Origin of the sequence: Pseudomonas sp. AKS31, assembly GCF_023634765.1 — a bacterium.
In the GTDB taxonomy this organism is placed as follows: domain Bacteria; phylum Pseudomonadota; class Gammaproteobacteria; order Pseudomonadales; family Pseudomonadaceae; genus Aquipseudomonas.
This window is the reverse complement of record NZ_JAMLFX010000002.1, coordinates 397,892-418,330: the sequence shown is the minus strand read 5'-3', so window position 1 is coordinate 418,330 and position 20,439 is coordinate 397,892. Positions and strand designations below refer to the sequence as shown.

General features: G+C 58.0%; 22 protein-coding genes and 2 tRNA genes. 13 read left to right on the top strand and 11 right to left on the bottom strand.

Annotated elements, in window-relative coordinates; genetic code table 11:
• Nucleotides 1–106 precede the first annotated feature (106 nt).
• The 4 genes from M9827_RS07970 to M9827_RS07955 all read right to left on the bottom strand — a co-directional run bounded on the left by M9827_RS07970 (nt 107) and on the right by M9827_RS07955 (nt 3,518).
• Nucleotides 107–1,315: a DSD1 family PLP-dependent enzyme gene (locus M9827_RS07970; protein ID WP_250605464.1), complete on the bottom strand. Its 1,209-nt coding sequence runs from the start codon at nt 1,313–1,315 to the stop codon at nt 107–109.
• 74 nt (nt 1,316–1,389) lie between these two features.
• The gene (locus tag M9827_RS07965; protein ID WP_250605463.1) at nt 1,390–2,718 is read right to left on the bottom strand and encodes a D-arabinono-1,4-lactone oxidase; all 1,329 of its coding nucleotides are present in this window, start codon (nt 2,716–2,718) and stop codon (nt 1,390–1,392) included.
• Between the two features lie 76 nt (nt 2,719–2,794).
• Complete coding sequence (locus tag M9827_RS07960; RefSeq protein ID WP_250604883.1) at nt 2,795–3,148, bottom strand: c-type cytochrome; 354 nt, start codon at nt 3,146–3,148, stop codon at nt 2,795–2,797.
• A gap of 166 nt (nt 3,149–3,314) precedes the next feature.
• Nucleotides 3,315–3,518 carry a hypothetical protein gene (locus M9827_RS07955; RefSeq protein WP_250604882.1) on the bottom strand — a complete coding sequence of 68 codons (204 nt, stop codon included), beginning with the start codon at nt 3,516–3,518 and terminating at the stop codon, nt 3,315–3,317.
• On the opposite strand from M9827_RS07955, the gene M9827_RS07950 reads away from it, so the two are divergent.
• The 4 genes from M9827_RS07950 (at nt 3,517) to M9827_RS07935 (ending at nt 7,689) form a co-directional block, all read left to right on the top strand.
• On the top strand, nt 3,517–5,142 hold the full coding sequence (locus M9827_RS07950; protein ID WP_250604880.1) for an NADP-dependent glyceraldehyde-3-phosphate dehydrogenase: 1,626 nt from the start codon (nt 3,517–3,519) through the stop codon (nt 5,140–5,142). The genes M9827_RS07955 and M9827_RS07950 overlap by 2 nt on opposite strands.
• Nucleotides 5,143–5,271: 129 nt before the next feature.
• Nucleotides 5,272–5,622: a DUF3302 domain-containing protein gene (locus tag M9827_RS07945; RefSeq protein ID WP_250604878.1), complete on the top strand. Its 351-nt coding sequence runs from the start codon at nt 5,272–5,274 to the stop codon at nt 5,620–5,622.
• A gap of 5 nt (nt 5,623–5,627) precedes the next feature.
• Nucleotides 5,628–6,587, top strand: coding sequence for an HlyD family secretion protein (locus tag M9827_RS07940; RefSeq protein ID WP_250604876.1), 960 nt, complete (start codon nt 5,628–5,630; stop codon nt 6,585–6,587).
• Nucleotides 6,588–6,648: 61 nt separating this feature from the next.
• Entirely contained in the window at nt 6,649–7,689 is a 1,041-nt protein-coding gene (locus tag M9827_RS07935; RefSeq protein ID WP_250604874.1) for an FUSC family protein, read from the top strand.
• A gap of 3 nt (nt 7,690–7,692) precedes the next feature.
• On the opposite strand, the gene M9827_RS07930 is transcribed toward M9827_RS07935, so the two are convergent.
• On the bottom strand, nt 7,693–8,586 hold the full coding sequence (locus tag M9827_RS07930) for a DMT family transporter (RefSeq protein WP_250604872.1): 894 nt from the start codon (nt 8,584–8,586) through the stop codon (nt 7,693–7,695).
• A 149-nt stretch (nt 8,587–8,735) separates the two neighbouring features.
• Between M9827_RS07930 and M9827_RS07925 the strand changes: the two genes are divergently transcribed.
• On the top strand, nt 8,736–9,173 hold the full coding sequence (locus tag M9827_RS07925; RefSeq protein ID WP_250604870.1) for an Lrp/AsnC family transcriptional regulator: 438 nt from the start codon (nt 8,736–8,738) through the stop codon (nt 9,171–9,173).
• Between the two features lie 160 nt (nt 9,174–9,333).
• On the opposite strand, the gene M9827_RS07920 is transcribed toward M9827_RS07925, so the two are convergent.
• Both M9827_RS07920 and M9827_RS07915 read right to left on the bottom strand, forming a co-directional pair.
• Nucleotides 9,334–10,689 (bottom strand): hypothetical protein, encoded by a 1,356-nt coding sequence (locus M9827_RS07920; RefSeq protein ID WP_250604868.1) that lies wholly within the window; start codon nt 10,687–10,689, stop codon nt 9,334–9,336.
• 403 nt (nt 10,690–11,092) lie between these two features.
• Nucleotides 11,093–11,764, bottom strand: coding sequence for a Bax inhibitor-1/YccA family protein (locus tag M9827_RS07915; protein ID WP_007915443.1), 672 nt, complete (start codon nt 11,762–11,764; stop codon nt 11,093–11,095).
• 122 nt (nt 11,765–11,886) lie between these two features.
• Here M9827_RS07915 and M9827_RS07910 point away from each other — a divergent pair.
• The 4 genes from M9827_RS07910 to M9827_RS07895 all read left to right on the top strand — a co-directional run bounded on the left by M9827_RS07910 (nt 11,887) and on the right by M9827_RS07895 (nt 13,209).
• A tRNA-Ser gene (locus tag M9827_RS07910) sits at nt 11,887–11,974 on the top strand.
• A 143-nt stretch (nt 11,975–12,117) separates the two neighbouring features.
• Nucleotides 12,118–12,711 (top strand): hypothetical protein, encoded by a 594-nt coding sequence (locus tag M9827_RS07905; RefSeq protein WP_250604866.1) that lies wholly within the window; start codon nt 12,118–12,120, stop codon nt 12,709–12,711.
• The gene (locus tag M9827_RS07900) at nt 12,695–12,931 is read left to right on the top strand and encodes a hypothetical protein (protein ID WP_250604864.1); all 237 of its coding nucleotides are present in this window, start codon (nt 12,695–12,697) and stop codon (nt 12,929–12,931) included. Before M9827_RS07905 ends, M9827_RS07900 begins: the two co-directional genes overlap by 17 nt.
• A gap of 68 nt (nt 12,932–12,999) precedes the next feature.
• Nucleotides 13,000–13,209: a hypothetical protein gene (locus tag M9827_RS07895; RefSeq protein WP_250604862.1), complete on the top strand. Its 210-nt coding sequence runs from the start codon at nt 13,000–13,002 to the stop codon at nt 13,207–13,209.
• A 240-nt stretch (nt 13,210–13,449) separates the two neighbouring features.
• Here M9827_RS07895 and M9827_RS07890 read toward each other — a convergent pair whose 3' ends face one another.
• Complete coding sequence (locus M9827_RS07890) at nt 13,450–13,863, bottom strand: cupin domain-containing protein (RefSeq protein WP_250604860.1); 414 nt, start codon at nt 13,861–13,863, stop codon at nt 13,450–13,452.
• A gap of 123 nt (nt 13,864–13,986) precedes the next feature.
• Nucleotides 13,987–14,886 carry a transcriptional regulator GcvA gene (locus M9827_RS07885; protein ID WP_250604857.1) on the bottom strand — a complete coding sequence of 300 codons (900 nt, stop codon included), beginning with the start codon at nt 14,884–14,886 and terminating at the stop codon, nt 13,987–13,989.
• 108 nt (nt 14,887–14,994) lie between these two features.
• On the opposite strand from M9827_RS07885, the gene gstA reads away from it, so the two are divergent.
• Nucleotides 14,995–15,606, top strand: a complete 612-nt coding sequence (gene gstA / locus M9827_RS07880) for a glutathione transferase GstA (RefSeq protein WP_250604855.1) — start codon at nt 14,995–14,997, stop codon at nt 15,604–15,606.
• Nucleotides 15,607–15,692: 86 nt separating this feature from the next.
• Entirely contained in the window at nt 15,693–16,073 is a 381-nt protein-coding gene (locus M9827_RS07875) for a RidA family protein (RefSeq protein WP_134177145.1), read from the top strand.
• A gap of 141 nt (nt 16,074–16,214) precedes the next feature.
• On the opposite strand, the gene M9827_RS07870 is transcribed toward M9827_RS07875, so the two are convergent.
• Nucleotides 16,215–16,685 carry a hypothetical protein gene (locus tag M9827_RS07870; RefSeq protein ID WP_250604853.1) on the bottom strand — a complete coding sequence of 157 codons (471 nt, stop codon included), beginning with the start codon at nt 16,683–16,685 and terminating at the stop codon, nt 16,215–16,217.
• A 223-nt stretch (nt 16,686–16,908) separates the two neighbouring features.
• On the opposite strand from M9827_RS07870, the gene M9827_RS07865 reads away from it, so the two are divergent.
• Nucleotides 16,909–18,897, top strand: a complete 1,989-nt coding sequence (locus tag M9827_RS07865; RefSeq protein WP_250604851.1) for a peptidase U32 family protein — start codon at nt 16,909–16,911, stop codon at nt 18,895–18,897.
• A gap of 114 nt (nt 18,898–19,011) precedes the next feature.
• Here the strand turns inward: M9827_RS07865 and M9827_RS07860 are convergent.
• A tRNA-Gln gene (locus M9827_RS07860) sits at nt 19,012–19,086 on the bottom strand.
• Between the two features lie 319 nt (nt 19,087–19,405).
• Here M9827_RS07860 and M9827_RS07855 point away from each other — a divergent pair.
• Entirely contained in the window at nt 19,406–20,434 is a 1,029-nt protein-coding gene (locus M9827_RS07855; RefSeq protein ID WP_250604849.1) for an alpha/beta fold hydrolase, read from the top strand.
• Nucleotides 20,435–20,439 lie beyond the last annotated feature (5 nt).

The window sequence follows — 20,439 nt, the reverse complement described above, 5'->3', positions numbered from 1 at the left end:
CTTGCCAGCGATAGCGGTCTGTCAGTGAAGTAAAGGGTTGCTGACATGACGCTATCGCTGGCAAGCCAGCTCCCACAGGGTTTTGCAGTGTTTAGGTGATTTTGGGTCAGGTGTAGACGGGCCAGGTGTCGACGATCTTGCCGTTGCGCAAGGCGAGCAGATCGCCGAATTGCAGCAGTACGGCTTCGGTCTGGGTCGGGCGCAGGAAGACTTGATCTTCGATGGTCAGGCCCACGGCGTTGGAGCCATTGACCATCTCTTGATTTGAGCTGCGTCCGTAGACGCTGTTGCTCTGTAAACCCTGGGGCGATTCAAACTCGGCCATCCAGTTACCGCCGTAGATGAAATAGGTCTGGCGCTGATTCTGATCCCACCACGACAACAGCTTCGACTTGTCATCCAGCGCCGGAATATTCACCGCGCCTGTGCTTTTCAAGACTGGCGTGGCGATGTAAGTCGCGGGCACATGCTCGGTCAGCGACGGCAAATCGTAGTGCGTCGGTTTGAGCATTGCCGTGCCCACGGAAACCTCGGTACTCAGTTTCTCGTTTTCATGCATGCGGTAGCTCGGGCTGCCGGCGGTGTTCAGGCACAACCCGTCGTGCCACAACGCCGGAAATTGCTGCCGGGTGAAATCGACGCAACGCTGATAAATCAGCATGACCCTGGCGAACAACTCTTCCGACGAACCAAGAATCCCCGGCACGCCCATGCCCACGAACGGGTCGTAACCCATGAACCCGGCGAATTCCAGATGCTGGGGGTTGGCGCTGATCAGCGTGAGCATCTGCCCCAACACCGTGAGGTCGCTGACCCCGCCGCGATGCAAGCCGACATCCAGTTCAATGTTGATGCGCATCCGCGTGCCCAACCCCTGAGCGAGCGCGAGGTATTGCTGCAGGCGCTGCGGCCCGTCGAGCAACCATTGCAACTGCTTTGCGGGATCGAACGGGCCTTTGTGGGTTTGATAAAACAGCTCGGCCGAGCGCACCGGCAATGGCTTGCCCAGCAAGATGTCGGACTGCGGAAACACCTGCGCATCGTGATTGAGAAACGGCTGATGAAACGACATCAGCTTCTGCGTTCCGGCACGTTGCGCGATGTAGCTCAACAGTCCCGGTGACGGCAGCGACTTTTCCACCAGACGCAACTGCTTGCCGCCGCGTCTGACCGACTGCAGCACCACATCGATGTTGTGATCGAGGCGATCCAGATCGATCAGCAGCACCGGGCGCATAGGCCCCTTTTCCTTCAATTCCTTGTTCAGCGCCCGGAAGTATTCGCTGTAAGGCGCGCCACGATCCCCCGGCCGCAACCACGCGCCAACGCCGACCAACAAAGCACCGACACCCAATGTGCCGAGGAGGAAATTACGTCGATTGACCGCCATCAGCTCACCCCCAGAATCGACGCCAGATGCGCATTGAGAAACCGTCCACTCGGATCCAGCGCCTGGCGCACATCGACAAACTCGCGCCAGCGCGGATACAGCGGTTGCAGATTCTTTGCATTGAGCGTGTGCAATTTGCCCCAGTGCGGTCGGCCGTTGTACTTCCAGAAGATCGGCTCGACCGCGGCAAAAAAGTTGTGATGATCCATCTGATAATGCTGATGCACCGAGATCGAACAACTGTCGCGGCCCTCGAACATGCTCAGCGGAATGTCGTCAGCCTTGACGTAGCGATACTCGATGGGAAACCAGGTGCGCAGGTCCTTGTCCTGAATCAGCTTGAGAATCTCGCGCAGACAGGCCGGGCCGTGTTCGGCAGGCACTGAATACTCCATTTCGTTGAACCGCACCGTGCGCACGTTGGCGTAGATGTCGAACGAGTCGCCGACGCGCTCATCGAAACTGGCCAGATGACGCAGGCTGTTGAGCAGTGTGCGGCGCAGGTCGGGAAAGTCGCTGCCGTACTTGTCGATCTTCTCGATCAGGGTGACGAACTCGTTACCGCCCTCTTCTTCCGGTGGAATCGGTGGCGTGGCCGGGTCTTCGGTTTCGTTGAGGGCGATGGACAAGGCGTAGTCGGAATGCGTGACGACGAGCATTTCCCAGTGCTGGTTTTCGCGGGTGTTGTTGTCGATGTCCTCAAGCAGTTCCTCGGTCTTGGCGATCCACTGGCGTTCGCGCAGGCGATAGGCCGGGCGGTTTTGCAGGCGGATTTTCGTGGCGACACCGAGCGCACCGAGTGAAACGCGGGCGGCGTTGAACACCTCCGGGTGGCGCTGACTGTCGCAGTCCAACACTTCGCCGCTGGCGGTCACCAGTTGCATGCCGCAGACATGCGCCGAGTACGACTGGAAGTTTTTCCCGGTGCCGTGGGTCGAGGTGGCAATGGCCCCGGCGAGGGTCTGGTAATCGATATCGGCCATGTTCTGCAGGGCCTGGCCGATGTCTTTCAGCGGCTGGCCCATGCGTGACATGGGTGTGCCGGCGGCGAATTCGGCTTGCAGGGTTTTCGCATCGTGATCGAGCAGACCGCTGAAATAGCTCAGCGACAACAGCGTGCCGTCGGTAGGCACCAACGCACTGAACGAATGCGCGGAGCCGACCGGGCGGATCTTGCCTTGTGCTTGTTTGATGACGGCTGTCAGTTCATCGAGACTCTTCGGCGCCAGTCGCGCCGCTGGCAGGCAACTTTGTCCGCCCGACCAGTTGCGCCACGGAATCAACCGTGGCGCACGCAGCAATTGACCCAATGCCGGATGGCTCGCCAACGCACTGAACGCGCCGACGATGCTTGCCCGCTGCAACAACTGACGCCGTGTCAGATCCATCGTCATGCCGGCCACCTTATTGTGGGAGCGGCTGGTCGGCCATGAAGCCGATCAGTTGCAGGAATTGTTCTTCGCTGCACTCGACGCATTGGCCCATCGGCGGCATACCGTTGTAGCCGTTGATGGCGTGATCGAGCAGCGTGTCGGTGCCTTGCCGGATGCGCGGTTCCCAGGCTTTGCGATCACCGGTGAGGGGTGCGTTGGCGGCGGGATTGGCGTGGCAGAGCTGGCAGCTGTTGGCGTAGATCTGCGCCAGTGCCGGGTCCTTGGGCATGGCGTTGCTGGTGGGGGCCGGAGGTTTGGGGTCTTCGCCGCAGCCAGGCAGCGCCATCGTCAACGCCAGCAGTAGAGTGAGTCGGATTGCCCGCATAACGGCCTCGCTTATTGTTGTGCTCACACATTAAGGCAGCGGCTTCAGCGGGTTGAGGGCATTGCGGGACAGCGAGGGGGGCAAACGGGGCCAGCCAAGACTCGCCTCGGGATCGGCTATAGACACAAAACCCTGTGGGAGCTGGCTTGCCAGCGATAGCGGTGTGTCAGGCAATGAAGATGTTGAAAGTACCGGCCACATCGCTGGCAAGCCAGCTCCCACAGAGTTCGCGGTGTTGCCAGCCCCTCTGCTGTGCGCCTTTGCGTGACATTCGGGTGACATTTGCGGGATTAAATTCCGGCGCATTCAGGCGTATAACCGGTGAAGGCTTTTTGATCTGCATACGGACATCAACACGGGGTAGCGACATGACCACAGCAAACATCCTTGGCAACCTGTTCCCTTCTGTCAGCGACATCCCGGAAAAATACCGCCTCGACGGTCAGGTCGAGCAACGCGAATACCTCGTCGACGGCCAGTTGCGTCGCTGGGACGGCCCGCTCGCGCAGGTGCGCAGCCCGGTCTATCTGAAAGGTGACAACGGCGACGAACAAGTGATCCTCGGCAGCACGCCGCTGCTCGATGCCGACACCGCCCTTACTGCCCTCGACGCCGCCGTGCGCGCCTATGACCGTGGTCAGGGCCTGTGGCCGACCATGCGCGTGGCCGAACGCATCCAGCACGTCGAGGCCTTCCTCGGCCGCATGCGCCAGCAGCGCGATGCCGTGGTGAAATTGCTGATGTGGGAAATCGGCAAGAACCTCAAGGATTCGGAAAAAGAGTTCGACCGTACCTGTGACTACATCGTCGACACCATCAATGCGCTCAAGGAACTCGACCGCCGCTCCAGCCGTTTCGAGCTGGAACAGGACACGCTCGGGCAGATCCGCCGCGTACCGCTCGGCGTCGCCCTGTGCATGGGCCCTTACAACTACCCGCTGAATGAAACCTTCACCACGCTGATCCCGGCGCTGATCATGGGCAACACCGTGGTATTCAAACCGGCCAAACTCGGCGTACTGCTGATCCGTCCGTTGCTCGAAGCCTTCCGCGACAGCTTCCCCACCGGCGTAATCAACGTGATCTACGGCAGCGGCCGTGAAACCGTCAGCGCGCTGATGGCCAGCGGCAAGATCGACATCTTCGCCTTCATCGGCACCAACAAAGCCGCCAGCGACCTGAAGAAACTCCACCCCAAACCTCACCGTTTGCGCGCCGCGCTGGGTCTGGACGCGAAGAATCCTGGCATCGTCTTGCCGGAAGTCGATCTCGACAACGCCGTCAGTGAAGCAGTCACCGGTTCGCTGTCGTTCAATGGTCAGCGCTGCACCGCGCTGAAAATCCTCTTCGTCCACGAAGATGTGGTCGACAGCTTCATCGAAAAATTCAACACCAGGCTGGCCACGCTGAAACCGGGCATGCCATGGGACAGCGGCGTGTCGCTGACGCCGTTGCCGGAGTCGGGCAAGGTCGATTACCTGCACGGCCTGGTGGCGGATGCACGCAGCAAAGGCGCCGAAGTGGTCAACCCCAATGGCGGTGAATCCCGCGAGTCGTTCTTCTACCCGGCGGTGCTGTACCCGGTGAATCCGCAGATGCGCGTCTATCAGGAAGAGCAATTCGGTCCGGTCGTGCCGATCGTGTCGTACCGTCATCTCGATACCGTGATCGACTATGTGCTGGAGTCGGATTTCGGCCAACAGTTGAGCATCTTCGGCACCAACCCGGTGGCGGTCGGCCGGCTGGTCGACACCTTTGCCAACCAGGTCGGGCGGATCAACCTCAACGCGCAATGCCAGCGCGGGCCGGACACTTACCCGTTCAATGGCCGCAAGAACTCCGCGGAAGGTACGCTCTCGGTGCACGATGCATTGCGGGTGTTCTCGATCCGTACGCTGGTGGCAACCAAGTTCCAGGACAGCAACAAGGACCTGATCAGCGAGATCATTCGCGGGCGTGATTCGAGCTTCCTGACCACCGATTACATCTTCTGATCACTGTCACCCGCATCATGAATAAGCAAGAAGGCGACCACATGCGGTTCTGATCCAAAGTCGCCAAGCGCCCGGCAAATCAGTGTCTACACTGATGCCAGCACTGTGCTGGATGCCGGGAGCTTGATCATGCTCGATTACTTCGCGTTAGGCGTGTTGGTGTTTGCCGGGCTCGTGCTGTTTTACGGGATCATCGTGCTGCATGACATTCCGTACGAAATTGCCGTTCATCGTAACCACCCGCATCAGGATGCGATCCATGCCACTGGCTGGGTCAGTCTGTTCACCCTGCATGCGCTCTGGCCCTTCCTGTGGATCTGGGCGATGGCCTATCGGGAAGATCGCGGCTGGGGCTTCGGTGACGGCAAATCCGTGCAAAACCATGTCACTCGCCTGGAGCAACAGGTCGTCGAACTGCAAGATCGCATCGAACGACTCGAAGCGCTGAATGCCACTGCCCCTCACAACCGGGAGGGCTGAGCGCCATGGATCTGCTCCTTATCCTGACTTACGCCGCGATCTGCGTCGCAGTGTTCAAGATCTTTCGCATCCCGCTGAACAAATGGACGGTGCCCACCGCCGTACTGGGCGGCATCCTCATGATCGGCGCCTTGATTTTCACCATGAACTACAACCATCCCTACTCCGAGGTGGCGCGCACTTACTTCGTTTCCGTGCCGGTCATTCCCATCGTCAGCGGCCAGGTCATTGAAGTGCCGGTGAAGGGTAATGAACCGCTGGAAAAAGGCGATGTGCTGTTTCGCATCGACCCCACGCCGTTTCAAAACCGGCTGAAATCGCTCAAGGCGCAACTGGTGGCGGCCAAGGGTGATCGCTACCGCATTACCGAGTTGATCCGGCGCAACTTCGGCACCCAGCGCGAACTGGATGCCGCGATCGCCCGCACCGATGATCTGCAGGCGCAACTGGACAACGCCCAATTCGAACTGGACAACACCACCGTCCGCGCGCCGAGCAAAGGCTTTGTTACCCATGTTTCGCTGCGGCCGGGGATGATGGCGAGCAAGTTGCCGTTGCGCCCGTCGATGGTGTTCATTCCCGAGGAGGGCCAATATTTTGCCGCGTGGATGCGCCAGAACAGCCTGCTGCGCCTGACCGTCGGGGACGAGGCGGAAGTCGCGTTCGACGGCATTCCCGGCAAGGTGTTCGCCGGCCGGGTGAAAAACGTCATCGGGGTGATTGCCGAAGGTCAGGTGCAACCCTCCGGCACGCTGATCGGCTATACCGGTTCGCCGCCGGCCGGGCGTGTGCCGGTGATCATCGAAATCACCGATCCGGCCTTCGCCCAATACAGCAAACTGATGCCCGGCGGTGCTTACGGGCAGGCCGCGTTGTACAGTCAGCACTTCCACCACATTGGCACGATGCGCAAAATCCTCCTGCGTATGGCAGCATGGATGAATTACATTTTCCCTTTCCATTGACCTGAAGCCCAATCACGAGAGGCCCGCACTGAGTACTTACAGCACCCATCAACTTCCGCCCTTGCTGCGCCGTGTCTTGCGTCCGTTGCTGGATCCCTACCGACGTTACCGGCACGCGCGACTGATCCATGCGGTGCGCGTTGCCCTCGGCTTGCTGGCGACGATTCTGCTGACCACTGGCATCAACCTGCCCCACGGCGAATGGGCCTCGGTGACCATGCTGGTAGTGATCGGCGGTTTGCAGCATCACGGCAACATCGGCAAGAAAGCCGCTGAGCGAGCCACCGGCACGTTGATCGGCGCGGGTGTCGGTTTGTTGCTGGTGGCGCAGCACGCGTGGCTCGGCATGCCGTGGCTGACGTATTTTTCGATGGCGGTGGTCTGCGGTTTCTTCTCTTATCACGCCATCGGCAAGGGGGGTTACACCGCGCTGCTCTCGGCGATTACCGTGTTCATTGTCGCCGGGCATGGCGACAACCCGATCACCGATGGTTTGTGGCGCGGGGTCGATATTCTGATCGGCATCGCCCTCGCCCTGGCCTTCTCTTTCGCCCTGCCGCTCTACGCGGTGTATTCGTGGCGCTACAACCTCGCCGATGCCCTGCGCGATTGCGCCACGGTGTACGGGCGGATCATCAGCGGCCAACCGGTCAGCGCCGATGAGCATTTGAAATTGATGGGTCGGCTCGGCGCGGTGATGGTGCAGTTGCGTTCGCTGATGCCGTCAGTGTCCAAGGAAGTGAAGGTGTCCATGACGGAACTCGATGCGATCCAGCGCAACTTGCGCATGTGCATCAGCACGCTGGAGATTCTTGGCAACACGCGACCGGATGCTAACGACCCCGAGGCGATGGCGCATTTGCAAACAGCGCTGAAAGCCGAGCACCGGCAAATTCGCGTGCAATTGATCGGCATGGCCCGGGCGTTGAAAACCGGCGCTTCGCAACGTCTGGACAGGCCTTTGGAATTGCCGGAGACCAGTCTTGATGCGCCGGTTTACAGCGCGCTGGATGGCTATCGTTTGTTGACCCGGCAATTGGCGGCGAACATCGGCGAGATGCGCCAGCGCCTGGCGAAAACCGCGCCGCGCTGGAACATCTGAGGGTTACTGCGCAGCCAGTCGCCGGGGCTTCAGGCCCCAGCCCTGTTGCATCCCGGCGGCAGCCAGCAGGATCGCCGCCACGCCAACCCATTGCAGGATCTCCAGACGATGGCCGAAGGCGAACCAGTCGACGAATATCGCGGCAATCGGGTAGATGAACGACAGCGCGCCGGTCAATGCGGTGGGTAATTTCTGGATGGCGCCGTACAGCAGCACATACATCAGACCGGTGTGGACGATGCCTAACGTCAGCAGGCTGGCCCAGGCACTCGGCGCTTGCGGCAACGCGCTGAAGTGCGCAAATGGCGCCAACAGCAGAACCCCGGTGCAGACCTGAATCAGCGCAATCAGATGCGGAGGCGTGCCGGTCAGGCGCTTGATGATCAACGCCGCAATCGCATACAGAAACGCCGCACCCAATGCCAGCGCAATGCCCATCAGATAGTCATTGCCGCTCTCACCCTGAGTACCGTGGGCACTGACAATCGCCAACATGCCCGTGAACGAAATCGCCAGCCAGAACAGCTTTTGCAAGGTGATTTTCTCGCCGAGAAACAGCGCCGCCAAGCCGACCAGCATGAACGGCTGCACGTTGTATACCGCCGTGCCGATGGCAATCGAAGCCCTTGAATAAGAGGCAAACAACAACACCCAGTTACCGACAATCGCCACCCCGCTGAGCACCGCGAGCAGGAAGGTGGTGCGGGTCAGAATGCCTGGCCGCAGAAAGCCGAATGCTGCGCAAATCAGCAGCAAGGTGCCGGCGCCGAACACGCAGCGCCAGAACACCACGTCCAGCACCGGCTGGCCGGATACCAGCACGAACCAGCCGATCGTCCCGGATATCAGCATGGCAGCGGTCATTTCCAATGAGCCGCGACGCAGTGTGTTGTCCATCATCCATCTCCTGAGCATGTGGGGAAAGCGTGGCAAAAGTATGCCAAGCCAGCCGCAAAGCACTCCAGCGCAAAAAGCAGGCTAAACTCGATGAATGCCTTTTTTATCGAGGGTGATAACTTGAAATCGCCTAATCCTGGAGTTTGCGCATGACCGACGATATTGATCAGATACTTATCAGCGCCCTGATGGAGGATTCGCGGCGATCACTCAAGGCCTTGGCGCAAATCAGTGGTTTGTCTTCGCCGAGTGTGGCCGAGCGCTTGCGGCGACTCGAAGAGCGCGGCGTTCTCAAGGGCTACACCGTCGAAATCGACCCCAAGTGCTTCGGCTATCAGTTGCAGGCCATCGTCCGGGTTCGCCCGCTGCCGGGGCAGTTGCAGGAGGTGGAACGGCAGATTCTGGCAATTCCGGAATTTACCGAGTGCGACAAAGTCACGGGCGAGGACTGTTTTATCGCTCGACTGCATGTGCGCTCGATGGAACAACTGGATACCCTGCTCGACCGGCTCAATACCCTGGCTGAAACCAATACTGCGATCGTCAAGAAGACTCCGGTGAAGCCTCGTTTGCCGCCGATGGCCTGATGTGTTTTTTTGCACGTTCGGCGTAGATTGAGGTTTTTCCGGCGAAGGATGGGCGGTAATGAGAATTCGGGCAATGGTGCTGTGACAGCAGACTGATGGCAGCATCCTGATCAACTGAAAAAGCCTGCGCACGCCGAAACGTGCGCAGGCTTTTCGCTGCTTACTCCAGCAGTTGCTGCAGGCTCGGGTCACGAATGACTTTCTGCAATGGCTTCGGCGTGGCGTTGTTGGTGGAATTGAGCATTTTCAGTTTCACGTCCGACGCTTTGCTGCACGCATTCTTGCCGTCAGCGTAGATGCCACTCATGTCGCATTTCCACTCGAAGTAATTCACCAGACCGCCGGACAACTGCAGGCTGTAGTCAGTGCTTTGAGTGCCCGGCGTGAAAGCATGGCCGGCCGGTATGTTCTGGAACCACTTCATCCATTCAGGCGACCCCGGCTGCGGCGCATTGGCCTGGAACGTTGGATTCATGATCGCCACTTGCGGCGTTTCAGCGGTCGCATGGCAGCTCAGGCAAGAACTGTTGGGGTTGTCCACCGGACCATTGAGGCGACCATTCCAGCCCAAATGGGTGGGCGGCAATTCCTTGGTATTGGCGTTGATCGCAGTCTGTTGCAGTCCGCTGTTGATCTTGGTCACCGTCGGTTGCGGATTGGTGTGATCATTCCCGGTGTTTTGCGGATCATTGCCCCACATGATCCCCACCGGCACCAGATTGTCCCAGCCAGGCTTGCCGGTTTTCTCACCGTTGTACTGGAAGGTACCGAAGATCCACCCGGTGTCGCTCATGCGCGTATCACGCACGGCGATGTCCATCTGGATCAATGCGACGTCTTTGACCTTGCGATTGGCCGACGTGAACGTTTCGGTGACATAGCCCTTCCACAACACCGGGTTCACCAGAAACGGCACGGTGCTGCGATCGATATCGGCGAACAGTGCTTTGCAGACGACGGTGCCGTCAGGGAAACTGTTGGGTGCCGAGGTGTACTTGGGATCTGGATTGTTCGGGTCTTTCCAGACTTGACCAATCGTATAGGCGCCGATGTCGTTATAGATACCCACCGCGTAGGTCTGGCCAGTGGCGGTTTGTGTCGCCGCCAACTGCTTGACCTGGATCTGCGCTTCTTTGGTCAAGCCGTGAATCCCTTCGCGCCCCAGCGGGCCGTAGTGCTGCCACGGCATGTGATACCACTGACGCTTTTTATTGTTCTGCACGTACCAATCAGCCTCGACGTTGCCTTCGAGGCAATAGGTTTTGACTTCCTCCATGTACGCACGCCAAGTCTCAAAATTGTTATCTGGCTTGGTCGGCAGATTCTTGAAAAAACCGGGTAGCGGTACTTTCGGCGCTGTTGCCGGGTAATTCTGGCTCAACTCAAACAGTGGGCCAGAGTATTGGCTGGAAGGCGGTTGATAGCCGAAGTCAGGATAGACGCCGGCCAGAGTTGACGCGCTGAACAGTGCGGTGGTGACGGCCAGTACAGCCAGTTTTCCTTGGGGCTGATTCATCGATGATCTCCTTGATTGGGACAACGCCTGCAATGGCAGGGCCTCCATTATTTTTCTGGTATCAGGGTCCCGGTCGTTCGCCGGGATACGGTCACGGTGCATGGAATTTGGCGTGGTTCACCTCCCGGTTTTCACTGGACGAATGAATACAGTCGCTCTCGACCGAAAGGCCTGGCGATCAACAGCAAGGGAAGTGAATGCGAGGGACGCAGGAATCACACGTGGGGTGCTGGTTACCGACTCCTGTCGATCAGGCTACTGCTCTTCCTTGGTATTTAGGTGTAGGTGATTTCCAAAAAGACGCCACTATTTTCAGATCATTTTGTAGGTAAAAGGCCACTACGCTTTTCGGAGAGCAACAAAAAACCCGCCGAAGCGGGTTTTTTGTTGAAACGACTAACGATCAGTCGTCGCGGCTCATGATGCCGAAGATCTGCAACAGGCTGATGAACAGGTTGTAGATCGATACATACAGGCTGATGGTCGCCATGATGTAGTTACGCTCACCACCGTGGATGATGGCGCTGGTCTGGAACAGGATGCACACCGACGAGAACAGCACGAAACCTGCGCTGATCGCCAGTTGCAGGCCGCTGACCTGGAAGAAGAAGCTCGCCAGCGTTGCACCCAGCAGGACGAAGAAACCAGCGGTGATGAAACCACCGAGGAAGCTCATGTCCTTGCGGGTGATCAGCACATAGGCCGACAGACCACCGAACACCAGTGCGGTCATGGCGAACGCCGAGCTGACCACTTCAGCGCCGCCCTGCATGCCAAGGTAACGGTTGAGGATCGGGCCAAGCAGGAAACCCATGAAACCGGTCAGGGCAAACGCAGAGACCAGGCCCCACGCGGAATCACGCAGTTTGTTGGTAAGGAAGAACAGCCCGTAGAAGCCGATCAGCACCACGAAAATGTTCGGGTAGCCAACCCGCATCTGCTGCGCGACGAAAGCCATCACACCGCTGAATGCGAGGGTCAGAGCCAGTAGGCCGTAAGTGTTGCGCAGGACGCGGCTAACCTCTAGCTGCTCAGCCTGCACGCTGTTATTAACTGCGTAATCCTGTTCGCGCATGGCGACACTCCTGTTGGTTTGAAACGTTCAGTCGCAAAGATCATAACAGACGCTCTGTAACAAGCCATGCAGAGAGTTTGACAGTGTGTTTCATTCAGGTATTATGGCGCCCGCAACGCAACGGAGGTGTGGCCGAGTGGTTTAAGGCAACGGTCTTGAAAACCGTCGACTGTAACAGGTCCATGAGTTCGAATCCCATCGCCTCCGCCATATTCTGTACCGACAAAGCCCTGATTATTCAGGGCTTTGTCGTTTCTGGCGATTGAGATTTCCAGAATTCTTCGCTGGTCGGCGACTGTCCACAAAAAGCAGCCAAGGCTTGCCACCGGAATAAGCAGGAGCAAAGTGAAAATATGGATATAAACACTGACAACGAAAAAATATCTGCAGCCCAACGAGCCCATAACATCAATATTCTTACCTCGATAATCACCGCCTTTTCGTTGATTTTTGCTGCTTTGCTCGCCGCCAAGGCAACAATGGGCTCTGCTGACAAGGTTCGCCTTGAAAGCTGCCTGAAAAGAATCGACGAGCGTGAAATGATCGCACGCCAAAAGTCGGCGGAACTGCTGGGTAGTGTCGGCAGTTTTTTAGGGGCAATTGGCACGGCCAAAAAGTTTCCTGAAGAGTCCAGCCAAAAAGTGATTAAAGCTGCTTTCGAGCTGACAGCCTATGCCCCCCCGGAACTGAACAAAATCGCCGTTCAAATCGGCTCGACCATTTACTTGGGCTTGATTGCCTCTACACCTCAGGCACAACAAGAAGCCATCAAAAACGCAAATGTTGCATTTAACGGTTGGAGCGCTAGCTATCTTAACCACATGAAGAGTTTTGATCGGGAACGCGAGGCTTGCTCGGGCGACACCGATCAGGACAGCGCCTTGACTAATACCAGTCCCGAACCAACAACAGAGCGGCAAGGAGTTTCGTATGGCCAGGAAGGCTGAATTTGAAATCTGCTATGACGTCAACGGCGTACGCAAGTGCGAAAAATGCCCTCGAGATAGCGCTTCGGAGTCGATCTACAGCAAACGTTTTGGCAGTGAGTTATTCGAAAGCTATCTGGAGGACGTCGAGCGCTTTGGAACAGAAAAAGCTACCTCAAAAATTCGCCAGGCCCTGGAAAGCAAAGGTTATTCAAACATCAGCTGCAAACGCATTCGTTAGGCGAACCCGTGTCAGCGAAAACTCTGCCATAAACGACGATCCACCATTGCGCTATAAAGGAACCCTGAATGCCGAAGAAACCACCGGCGCCTGAAAAGAACGCCAGCGCCGCCGACATCGAGCGCTCGATTCAGGCCCTGAACAAAATGGCCGAGCGCCTCTGGGGCGAAGGTCGAGAGGCCGAGGCCAAAGCCCTGCTCGATGCGCTCGATGCGTTGAACCGGGCGCTGGACAGAATCAGGATTGGCGAGAGTCGCAGGGTTGTGACACTGCACTGAAAAGTGGTACCTGAAACCGACTCATGAATCAGCAGTGCCAACGCGGTATGGCCAAGGATCAACGCTGATGCGTGCGATAAAAACCTTCTTCGGCATTTTGCTGTTGTTATGCGGTTTCGACTTCACCTACGAAAAACCCCGCAGAGTCTTTACTGCGGGGTTCGTCAGGTTTTGCGTGGTGGTCGCTTTTGCGGAATTACTGATACTGCATATGATTTATAACGGCCCGGCTCGTTAGCTCTACGGTTTGAGTATCAGCACTGGCTCACCCTTCTTGACGATATAAGTAGCCAACTCCGAGCCCTTCTCCGCCCCCACATTCTTGGCCACATGCGCCACACCTTCGGGAATGAACAACGAATCCCCGGCTTTCAATGTCACTGTCGCCCGGCCCTCCAGTTGATATTCGAACGTACCGCTGATCACGTAAGCGACCTCGACACCCGGGTGCGCATGCCGAGGCGAGGTCACGCCGGGTTCGAAATCGACGCGCGCCTGAATCACTTCGCGATCGGCAGCTCCCAGATCCTGGCGAACCAGATCGGTGCGGCTCAAGCCTTGTTGCCAGTTCTTGGCCGGCGCGTCAGCCGCGTGGGCGATGCCGATGATAGAAGCGAGTAGCGCAGCGCTGGTCAGTAACAGTGGACGATGCATGATGTTGCCCTCTCAAACGCAGTGGTGGTGTGACCGCTACTTTGGGAGCCGCGTGTGTGGCGGATGTGTCGTAAACCCCGGGTTTATTGTTCGCGTGTGTCTGCGCAGCAACTTGATACACGCTTATACAAACGCATCTTTGCCGGGCGGCAGTGCCAACAGCCATGTCCGGAACGCGACGATCTTTTTCGCTTCCGCCGTTTCATGGGGCGCTACCAGATAGAAACCCAGTTCATCCTTCAAGCGCAGATCGAACGGCACCACCAGGCGCCCGGCCCGCAGATCGTCCTCGACATAGGTGGATCGGCCGATACAAACGCCCTGCCCGTCAACCGCTGCCTGCACCGCCATCAGCGCCAGATCGAAGGTCAGGCGCGGGCCTTCGGCGAGTTGCGGCGGCTGACCCGCGGCACGTAGCCAGGCGCTCCAGTCACCGGCCGTCGCGCCACTGACTTGCAGCAATGTCTGATTGGCCAGGTCGGCGGGTGTGCGCAAGGTCTTCGCCAGTGCCGGACTGCACACCGGGAAAATTTCATCGGACATCAAAAAATCGCCACGCAAGCCTTTCCAATCGCCGCGCCCATAGCGAATGGCGGCATCGATAGCACCTTTGCGAAAATCGACTAATTCAGTCGACGCACTGATTCGCACATCGATAGCGGGAAACGCCAGCTGAAAGGACGGCAAGCGCGGCAACAGCCACTTCGATGCAAACGACACCAGGGTACTGATCGTCAGCACGCTTTTATTGCGAGACTCGAGCAACTGTTCAGTCGAATAGCGCAGTTCCTGAAACGCCGCACGCACACCCGGCAAGTAGGCGTGCCCGTCCTCGCTCAGTGCCAAGCCCTCGTTGAGCCGCAAGAACAAAGGCCCGCCCAGTTCAGCTTCGAGTCGGCGGATTTGATGACTGACGGCGGTCTGGGTGACGTTGAGTTCTTCGGCTGCCTTGGTGAAGCTCATGTGCCGGGCGACCGCTTCAAAGGCACGCAATCCATTAAGCGAGGGAAGTCGGACGGTCATGGTGTTTTATTGCTCATGAGATTTTGTCATACGCTAGCACCGCAAATGACCTTTGCGAAAGCCGCTTCGGCAATGGAATCTGGCGCCTTCTTTCAGCAAGGAAGCGCCATGAAACTGTATTTCGCCCCCATGACCTGTTCGCTTTCCCCGCACATTGTGCTGCGGGAACTGGGTTTGCCGTTCGAACTGGTTCGCGTCAATAACCAGAGTAAACGCACCGCTGATGGCCATGACTTTCGTGAGATCAACCCGAAGGGCTACGTTGCCGCGCTGGTTCTGGATAACGGCGAAGTGCTGACGGAGGGGCCGGCGATCCTGCAGTTTCTGGTAGATCAAATGCCCGGCAACACGCTGGCGCCACCCCAGGGTTCGTGGCAGCGCACGCGTCTGCAGGAACATCTGAACTTCATCAGTACGGAAATTCACGGTGGCAGTGCACCGCTGTTCAATGCGCAGATTCCGGAATCGGTCAAAACGATTTTCCGACACACACTGTTCAAGCGCCTCGACTACCTGAATCAGCAACTGTCGGCTCGGGACTATCTGATGGGCAACTTCGGCGTCGCCGATGCTTATCTGTTTACGGTACTGAGGTGGCTGCCGACCTTTGCCATCGACATACAAGACTGGCCGGCACTTGCCCGCTATATGCAGCGCATCGGCGACCGCCCCTGCGCCCTTGCAGCCCTCGCGGCGGAAGCGGCGACACAGCCTGTCTGACCGATTTCTGTAGCCATGGAACGGGCCATGTCGATGCTGTATCTGTAAACTGCGGCCATCTTCACTCGCTCAATCAAAGGATCAGCATGGCTAACCAAGACATCACCTTCACTCCGGATCCGGACGCCGACTCGATTTCTTCGGACGTCACCACGTTCAACGGGATCATGATGTCCACGCAAATCCCGACCCGTGCCGACGGCAGCCTGGAACTGGGCGATATCACCGCGCAAAGCGAATGCACCCTGCAAGCGCTGAAAGTTGCGCTGGAACGAGCCGGCAGCTCGATGGATCGGGTCATGCACCTGACCATTTACCTGACCGACATGGCTGACCGCGCGGCATTCAACGAGGTTTACCAGCGTTTCTTCGCCAAACCATGGCCGGTGCGTGCGGCAGTGGGCGTTGCTTCGCTGGCGGTTGAAGGCATGCGCGTGGAAGTGACTGCGATGGCGGCCAAGGCCTGATTTTTCGAGGTGATCGCAGGCGGCCCCCGCGAATGCGGGGGCCGTCAAACGCAGATAAAAATGAACGAGGGAGCGATTCAAATACGACGGGCACGTTAATAGAGCCGCTTGCAAAGCGCTGACTTTCGTTTCCAACGCAGCCTACAGAGGGCCGGTTGCTCCAACAAACAACTTCCCTTCTTTTACTTGATATTTTTGTTGATCGAACTCGACCTCAAAATTGAATGTTGCCGTAATCGAATCGTTCGCTTTGTCGCGGACGAACGTAATTTCTCCTGTACTTGCATATAAAACTCGCGACGACATAGTCATCACCCCCTGCACAGGACTACCGGCACCGCCAATTTTATGTGTGCCGTCTTTCAGGTCGCGACTTATTACAAATGAAATGATTTCAGCCACTTCGGGCGTAATATATTGACCAATAACACTAAAAGTTGTTTTAGACCCGAAATAAAGATGCCGGGTAGCAGAGAATATCGGCTCGCCAATGCCAGGGTGCTGGGGAGAAATGATTGCTTTGTAATAATCCTCGCCCGAGTTCGCATGCCGCGATTTCAACAGATCAAAATCAGTGAGACCAAGCGCAGTAAAATCGCTATTACTTTTCATTTAATGAATCTCCGTTTGAATGTTGCATTTTGCTTCGCGTGCCTTTCCTGTTGCCTCCTGATATTTATATTTCTAATCCGGCAGCACAACTGACAGACTTTACAGTTACGCCCTCTCCTGAATTGTGTTAAGCGCTGCTTACCTGATATCGGCACACGGGTGCCGGTCAGCCGTTTCGCAGGTACAATGCGCGCCTAACCGTGACAGCCTGACTAAAAAAACTATGTCCTTGCCCAAGCATCACCTGGAATTGCTCAGCCCTGCCCGCGATGTCGCCATCGCCCGTGAGGCGATCCTGCACGGCGCTGACGCCGTATACATCGGCGGCCCGAGCTTCGGCGCGCGCCACAACGCCTGTAACGAAGTCAGCGAAATCGCCGAGCTGGTGGAGTTCGCCCGCAAGTATCACGCGCGCATCTTCACCACCATCAACACCATCCTGCACGACAACGAACTGGAGCCGGCGCGCAAGCTGATCCATCAGCTGTACGACGCTGGCGTCGATGCGCTGATCGTTCAGGATCTGGGCGTGATGGAGCTGGACATTCCGCCGATCGAACTGCACGCCTCGACCCAGACCGACATTCGGACGCTGGAGCGGGCGAAGTTCCTCGATCAGGCCGGTTTCTCGCAACTGGTACTGGCCCGCGAGCTGAACCTGCAGGAAATCCGCGCGATCGCCGACGAAACCGACGCCGCCATCGAGTTCTTCATCCATGGCGCGTTGTGCGTGGCCTTCTCCGGCCAGTGCAACATTTCCCACGCGCAGACCGGGCGCAGCGCCAACCGTGGCGACTGCTCCCAGGCGTGCCGCTTGCCGTACACCCTCAAAGATGAAAAGGGTGGCGTGATCGCCTACGAAAAACACCTGCTGTCGATGAAAGACAACAACCAGAGCGCCAACATCCGCGCCTTGGTCGAAGCCGGTGTGCGTTCGTTCAAGATCGAAGGTCGCTACAAGGACATGGGCTATGTGAAGAACATCACCGCCTATTACCGCCAGCGCCTCGACGACGTACTCGAAGATCGCCCGGACCTCGCCCGCGCTTCCAGCGGCCGCACCGCGCACTTCTTCCTGCCCGATCCGGAAAAGACCTTCCACCGTGGCAGCACCGATTACTTCGTCACTGATCGCAAGATCGACATCGGCGCTTTCGATTCGCCGACCTTCACCGGTTTGCCGGTGGGCACCGTCGAGAAAGTCGGTAAGCGTGACATGCAGGTCGTGACCCACGAGCCGCTGTCCAACGGTGACGGCCTCAACGTGTTGGTCAAACGCGAAGTGGTCGGTTTCCGCGCCAACATCGCCGAAGCCAAAGGCGAGTTCGAAGAAGACGGCGAGAAGCGCTACCGCTACCGCGTCGAGCCGAACGAGATGCCGGAAGGCCTGTTCAAGCTGCGCCCGAACCACCCGTTGAATCGCAACCTCGACCACAACTGGCAACAGGCGCTGCAAAAGACTTCTTCCGAGCGTCGCGTGGCCCTGAGCTGGGTCGCACGCCTGCGTGAAGAACAGCTGGAAGTGACCGCCACCAGTGAAGAAGGCATCAGCGCCAGCGTCACCCTCGCTGGTCCGTTCGGTGTGGCCAACAAGCCTGAGCAAGCGCTGGAACAATTGCGCGATCTGCTCGGCCAGCTCGGCACCACGCAGTATCACGCCACCGACATCAAGCTGGATGCGCCACAGGCGTTCTTCATCCCGAACTCGCAGCTCAAGTCGCTGCGCCGTGAAGTGATCGAAGCCCTGACCGCCGCTCGCGTCGCCGCGCACCCGCGTGGCAGCCGCAAGGCCGAAACCAGCCCGCCGCCGGTGTACCCGGATTCGCACCTGACGTTCCTCGCCAACGTCTACAACCAGAAGGCGCGCGACTTCTACCACCGTCACGGCGTGAAGCTGATCGACGCCGCGTATGAAGCGCACGAAGAGCCAGGCGAAGTGCCGGTGATGATCACCAAACACTGCCTGCGTTTCTCCTTCAACCTGTGCCCGAAACAGGCCAAAGGCGTGACCGGCGTGCGCACCAAGGTCGCACCGATGCAGTTGATCCACGGCGATGAAGTGCTGACGCTGAAGTTCGATTGCAAGCCGTGCGAAATGCACATCATCGGCAAGATGAAAGGCCACATCCTCAACCTGCCGCAACCGGGCAGCGTGGTCGGCCACATCAGCCCCGAAGACCTGATGAAAACCATCCCGCGCGCACCGCACTGAGTGGTTGGCGAGTGCGGCGCTTCGGCGCCGTACTTGCCCGCCCTTCTGCGAACCCACCAAATCGCAGGCATAAAAAAACGCCAACTTCTTGCGAAGTTGGCGTTTTTTCGAATATGGCAGGGGCGGCTGGATTCGAACCAACGCATGGCAGGATCAAAACCTGCTGCCTTACCGCTTGGCGACGCCCCTACTGCTCTTTCCAGCTACTTCGTTAGGTTCGCTGTGAGAACGGGGCGCAATTTACCAAGGTTTTTTGGCTTTGGGAAGCGCGAAGTGAAATATTTTTTGTTTTAAAACAGCGACTTATTATTTTGGCCTGAATCAGGTCCAGGGGGAGTCGGTTTCGCCGCCGTGTATCACACTGTGTACGAACCCCACCGCGACACATCGACTTTCAACAAAGCCGTTCTTCGACACAGGCCAGATACGTCTCCGCGCTCAAATGCACTCAAGGTTTCAGGTGTTCATTCAGAACCCTTGGCCAAAGGCTCGCAAAGGAGACGTCACCATGAAGATGGCACTGCACACCCGCAAAACTGCATTCGGCATGTCGATTATGGCTGTGGCGCTGTTCGGCGCTTTTGGCAGCGCTCAGGCGCAAACCACTGAGCCGGCCGCCGTCAGCTATTCCGCGCCCTCGCCCTTCGGCCCGCTGAAGCATGTGAAGGCCGGCGTGCTCGACGTCGCCTATGCCGAAACCGGCCCCGCGAATGGCCCGGTGGTGATCCTGCTGCACGGCTGGCCCTACGACATTCACAGCTACGACGAAGTCGCGCCGCTGCTCGCGGCCAAGGGTTATCGCGTGTTGATGCCGTATGCGCGGGGTTATGGCGATACGCAGTTCCTCTCCAAGGACACGCTGCGCAATGGTCAACCGGCAGCGCTGGCCAGTGATGTCATCGACTTCATGGATGCACTGAAGATCAAACAAGCGGTGCTTGGTGGTTATGACTGGGGCGCACGTTCGGCGGACATCGTTTCGGCGCTGTGGCCGGAGCGTGTCAAAGCGCTGGTTTCAGTCAGTGGTTATCTGATCGGCAATCAGGCCGCCGGGCAAAACCCGCTGCCGCCCAAGGCGGAATTGCAGTGGTGGTATCAGTTCTACTTCGCCACCGACCGTGGTCGTGCCGGTTATGAAAAGAACACTCACGACTTCGCCAAGCTGATCTGGCAACTGGCCTCGCCGCAGTGGAAGTTCGACGACGCCACGTTCGACCGCAGCGCCAAGGCGTTGCAGAACCCCGATCACGTCGACATCACCGTGTTCAACTACCGCTGGCGTCTGGGCCTGGTGCAGGGTGAGGCGAAATACGCGGCGCTGGAGCAGAAACTCGCCACCGCACCGTCGATCAGCGTGCCGACCATTACCCTTGAAGGCGACGCCAACGGTGCGCCGCACCCAGCGCCGGAAGATTACGCCAAGCGCTTTACCGGCAAGTATCAGTTCCGCTTGATCAATGGTGGGATTGGCCACAACCTACCGCAGGAAGATCCGCAGGCGTTTGCCAAGGCTGTGATCGACGCCGACCACCTGTAGAAACA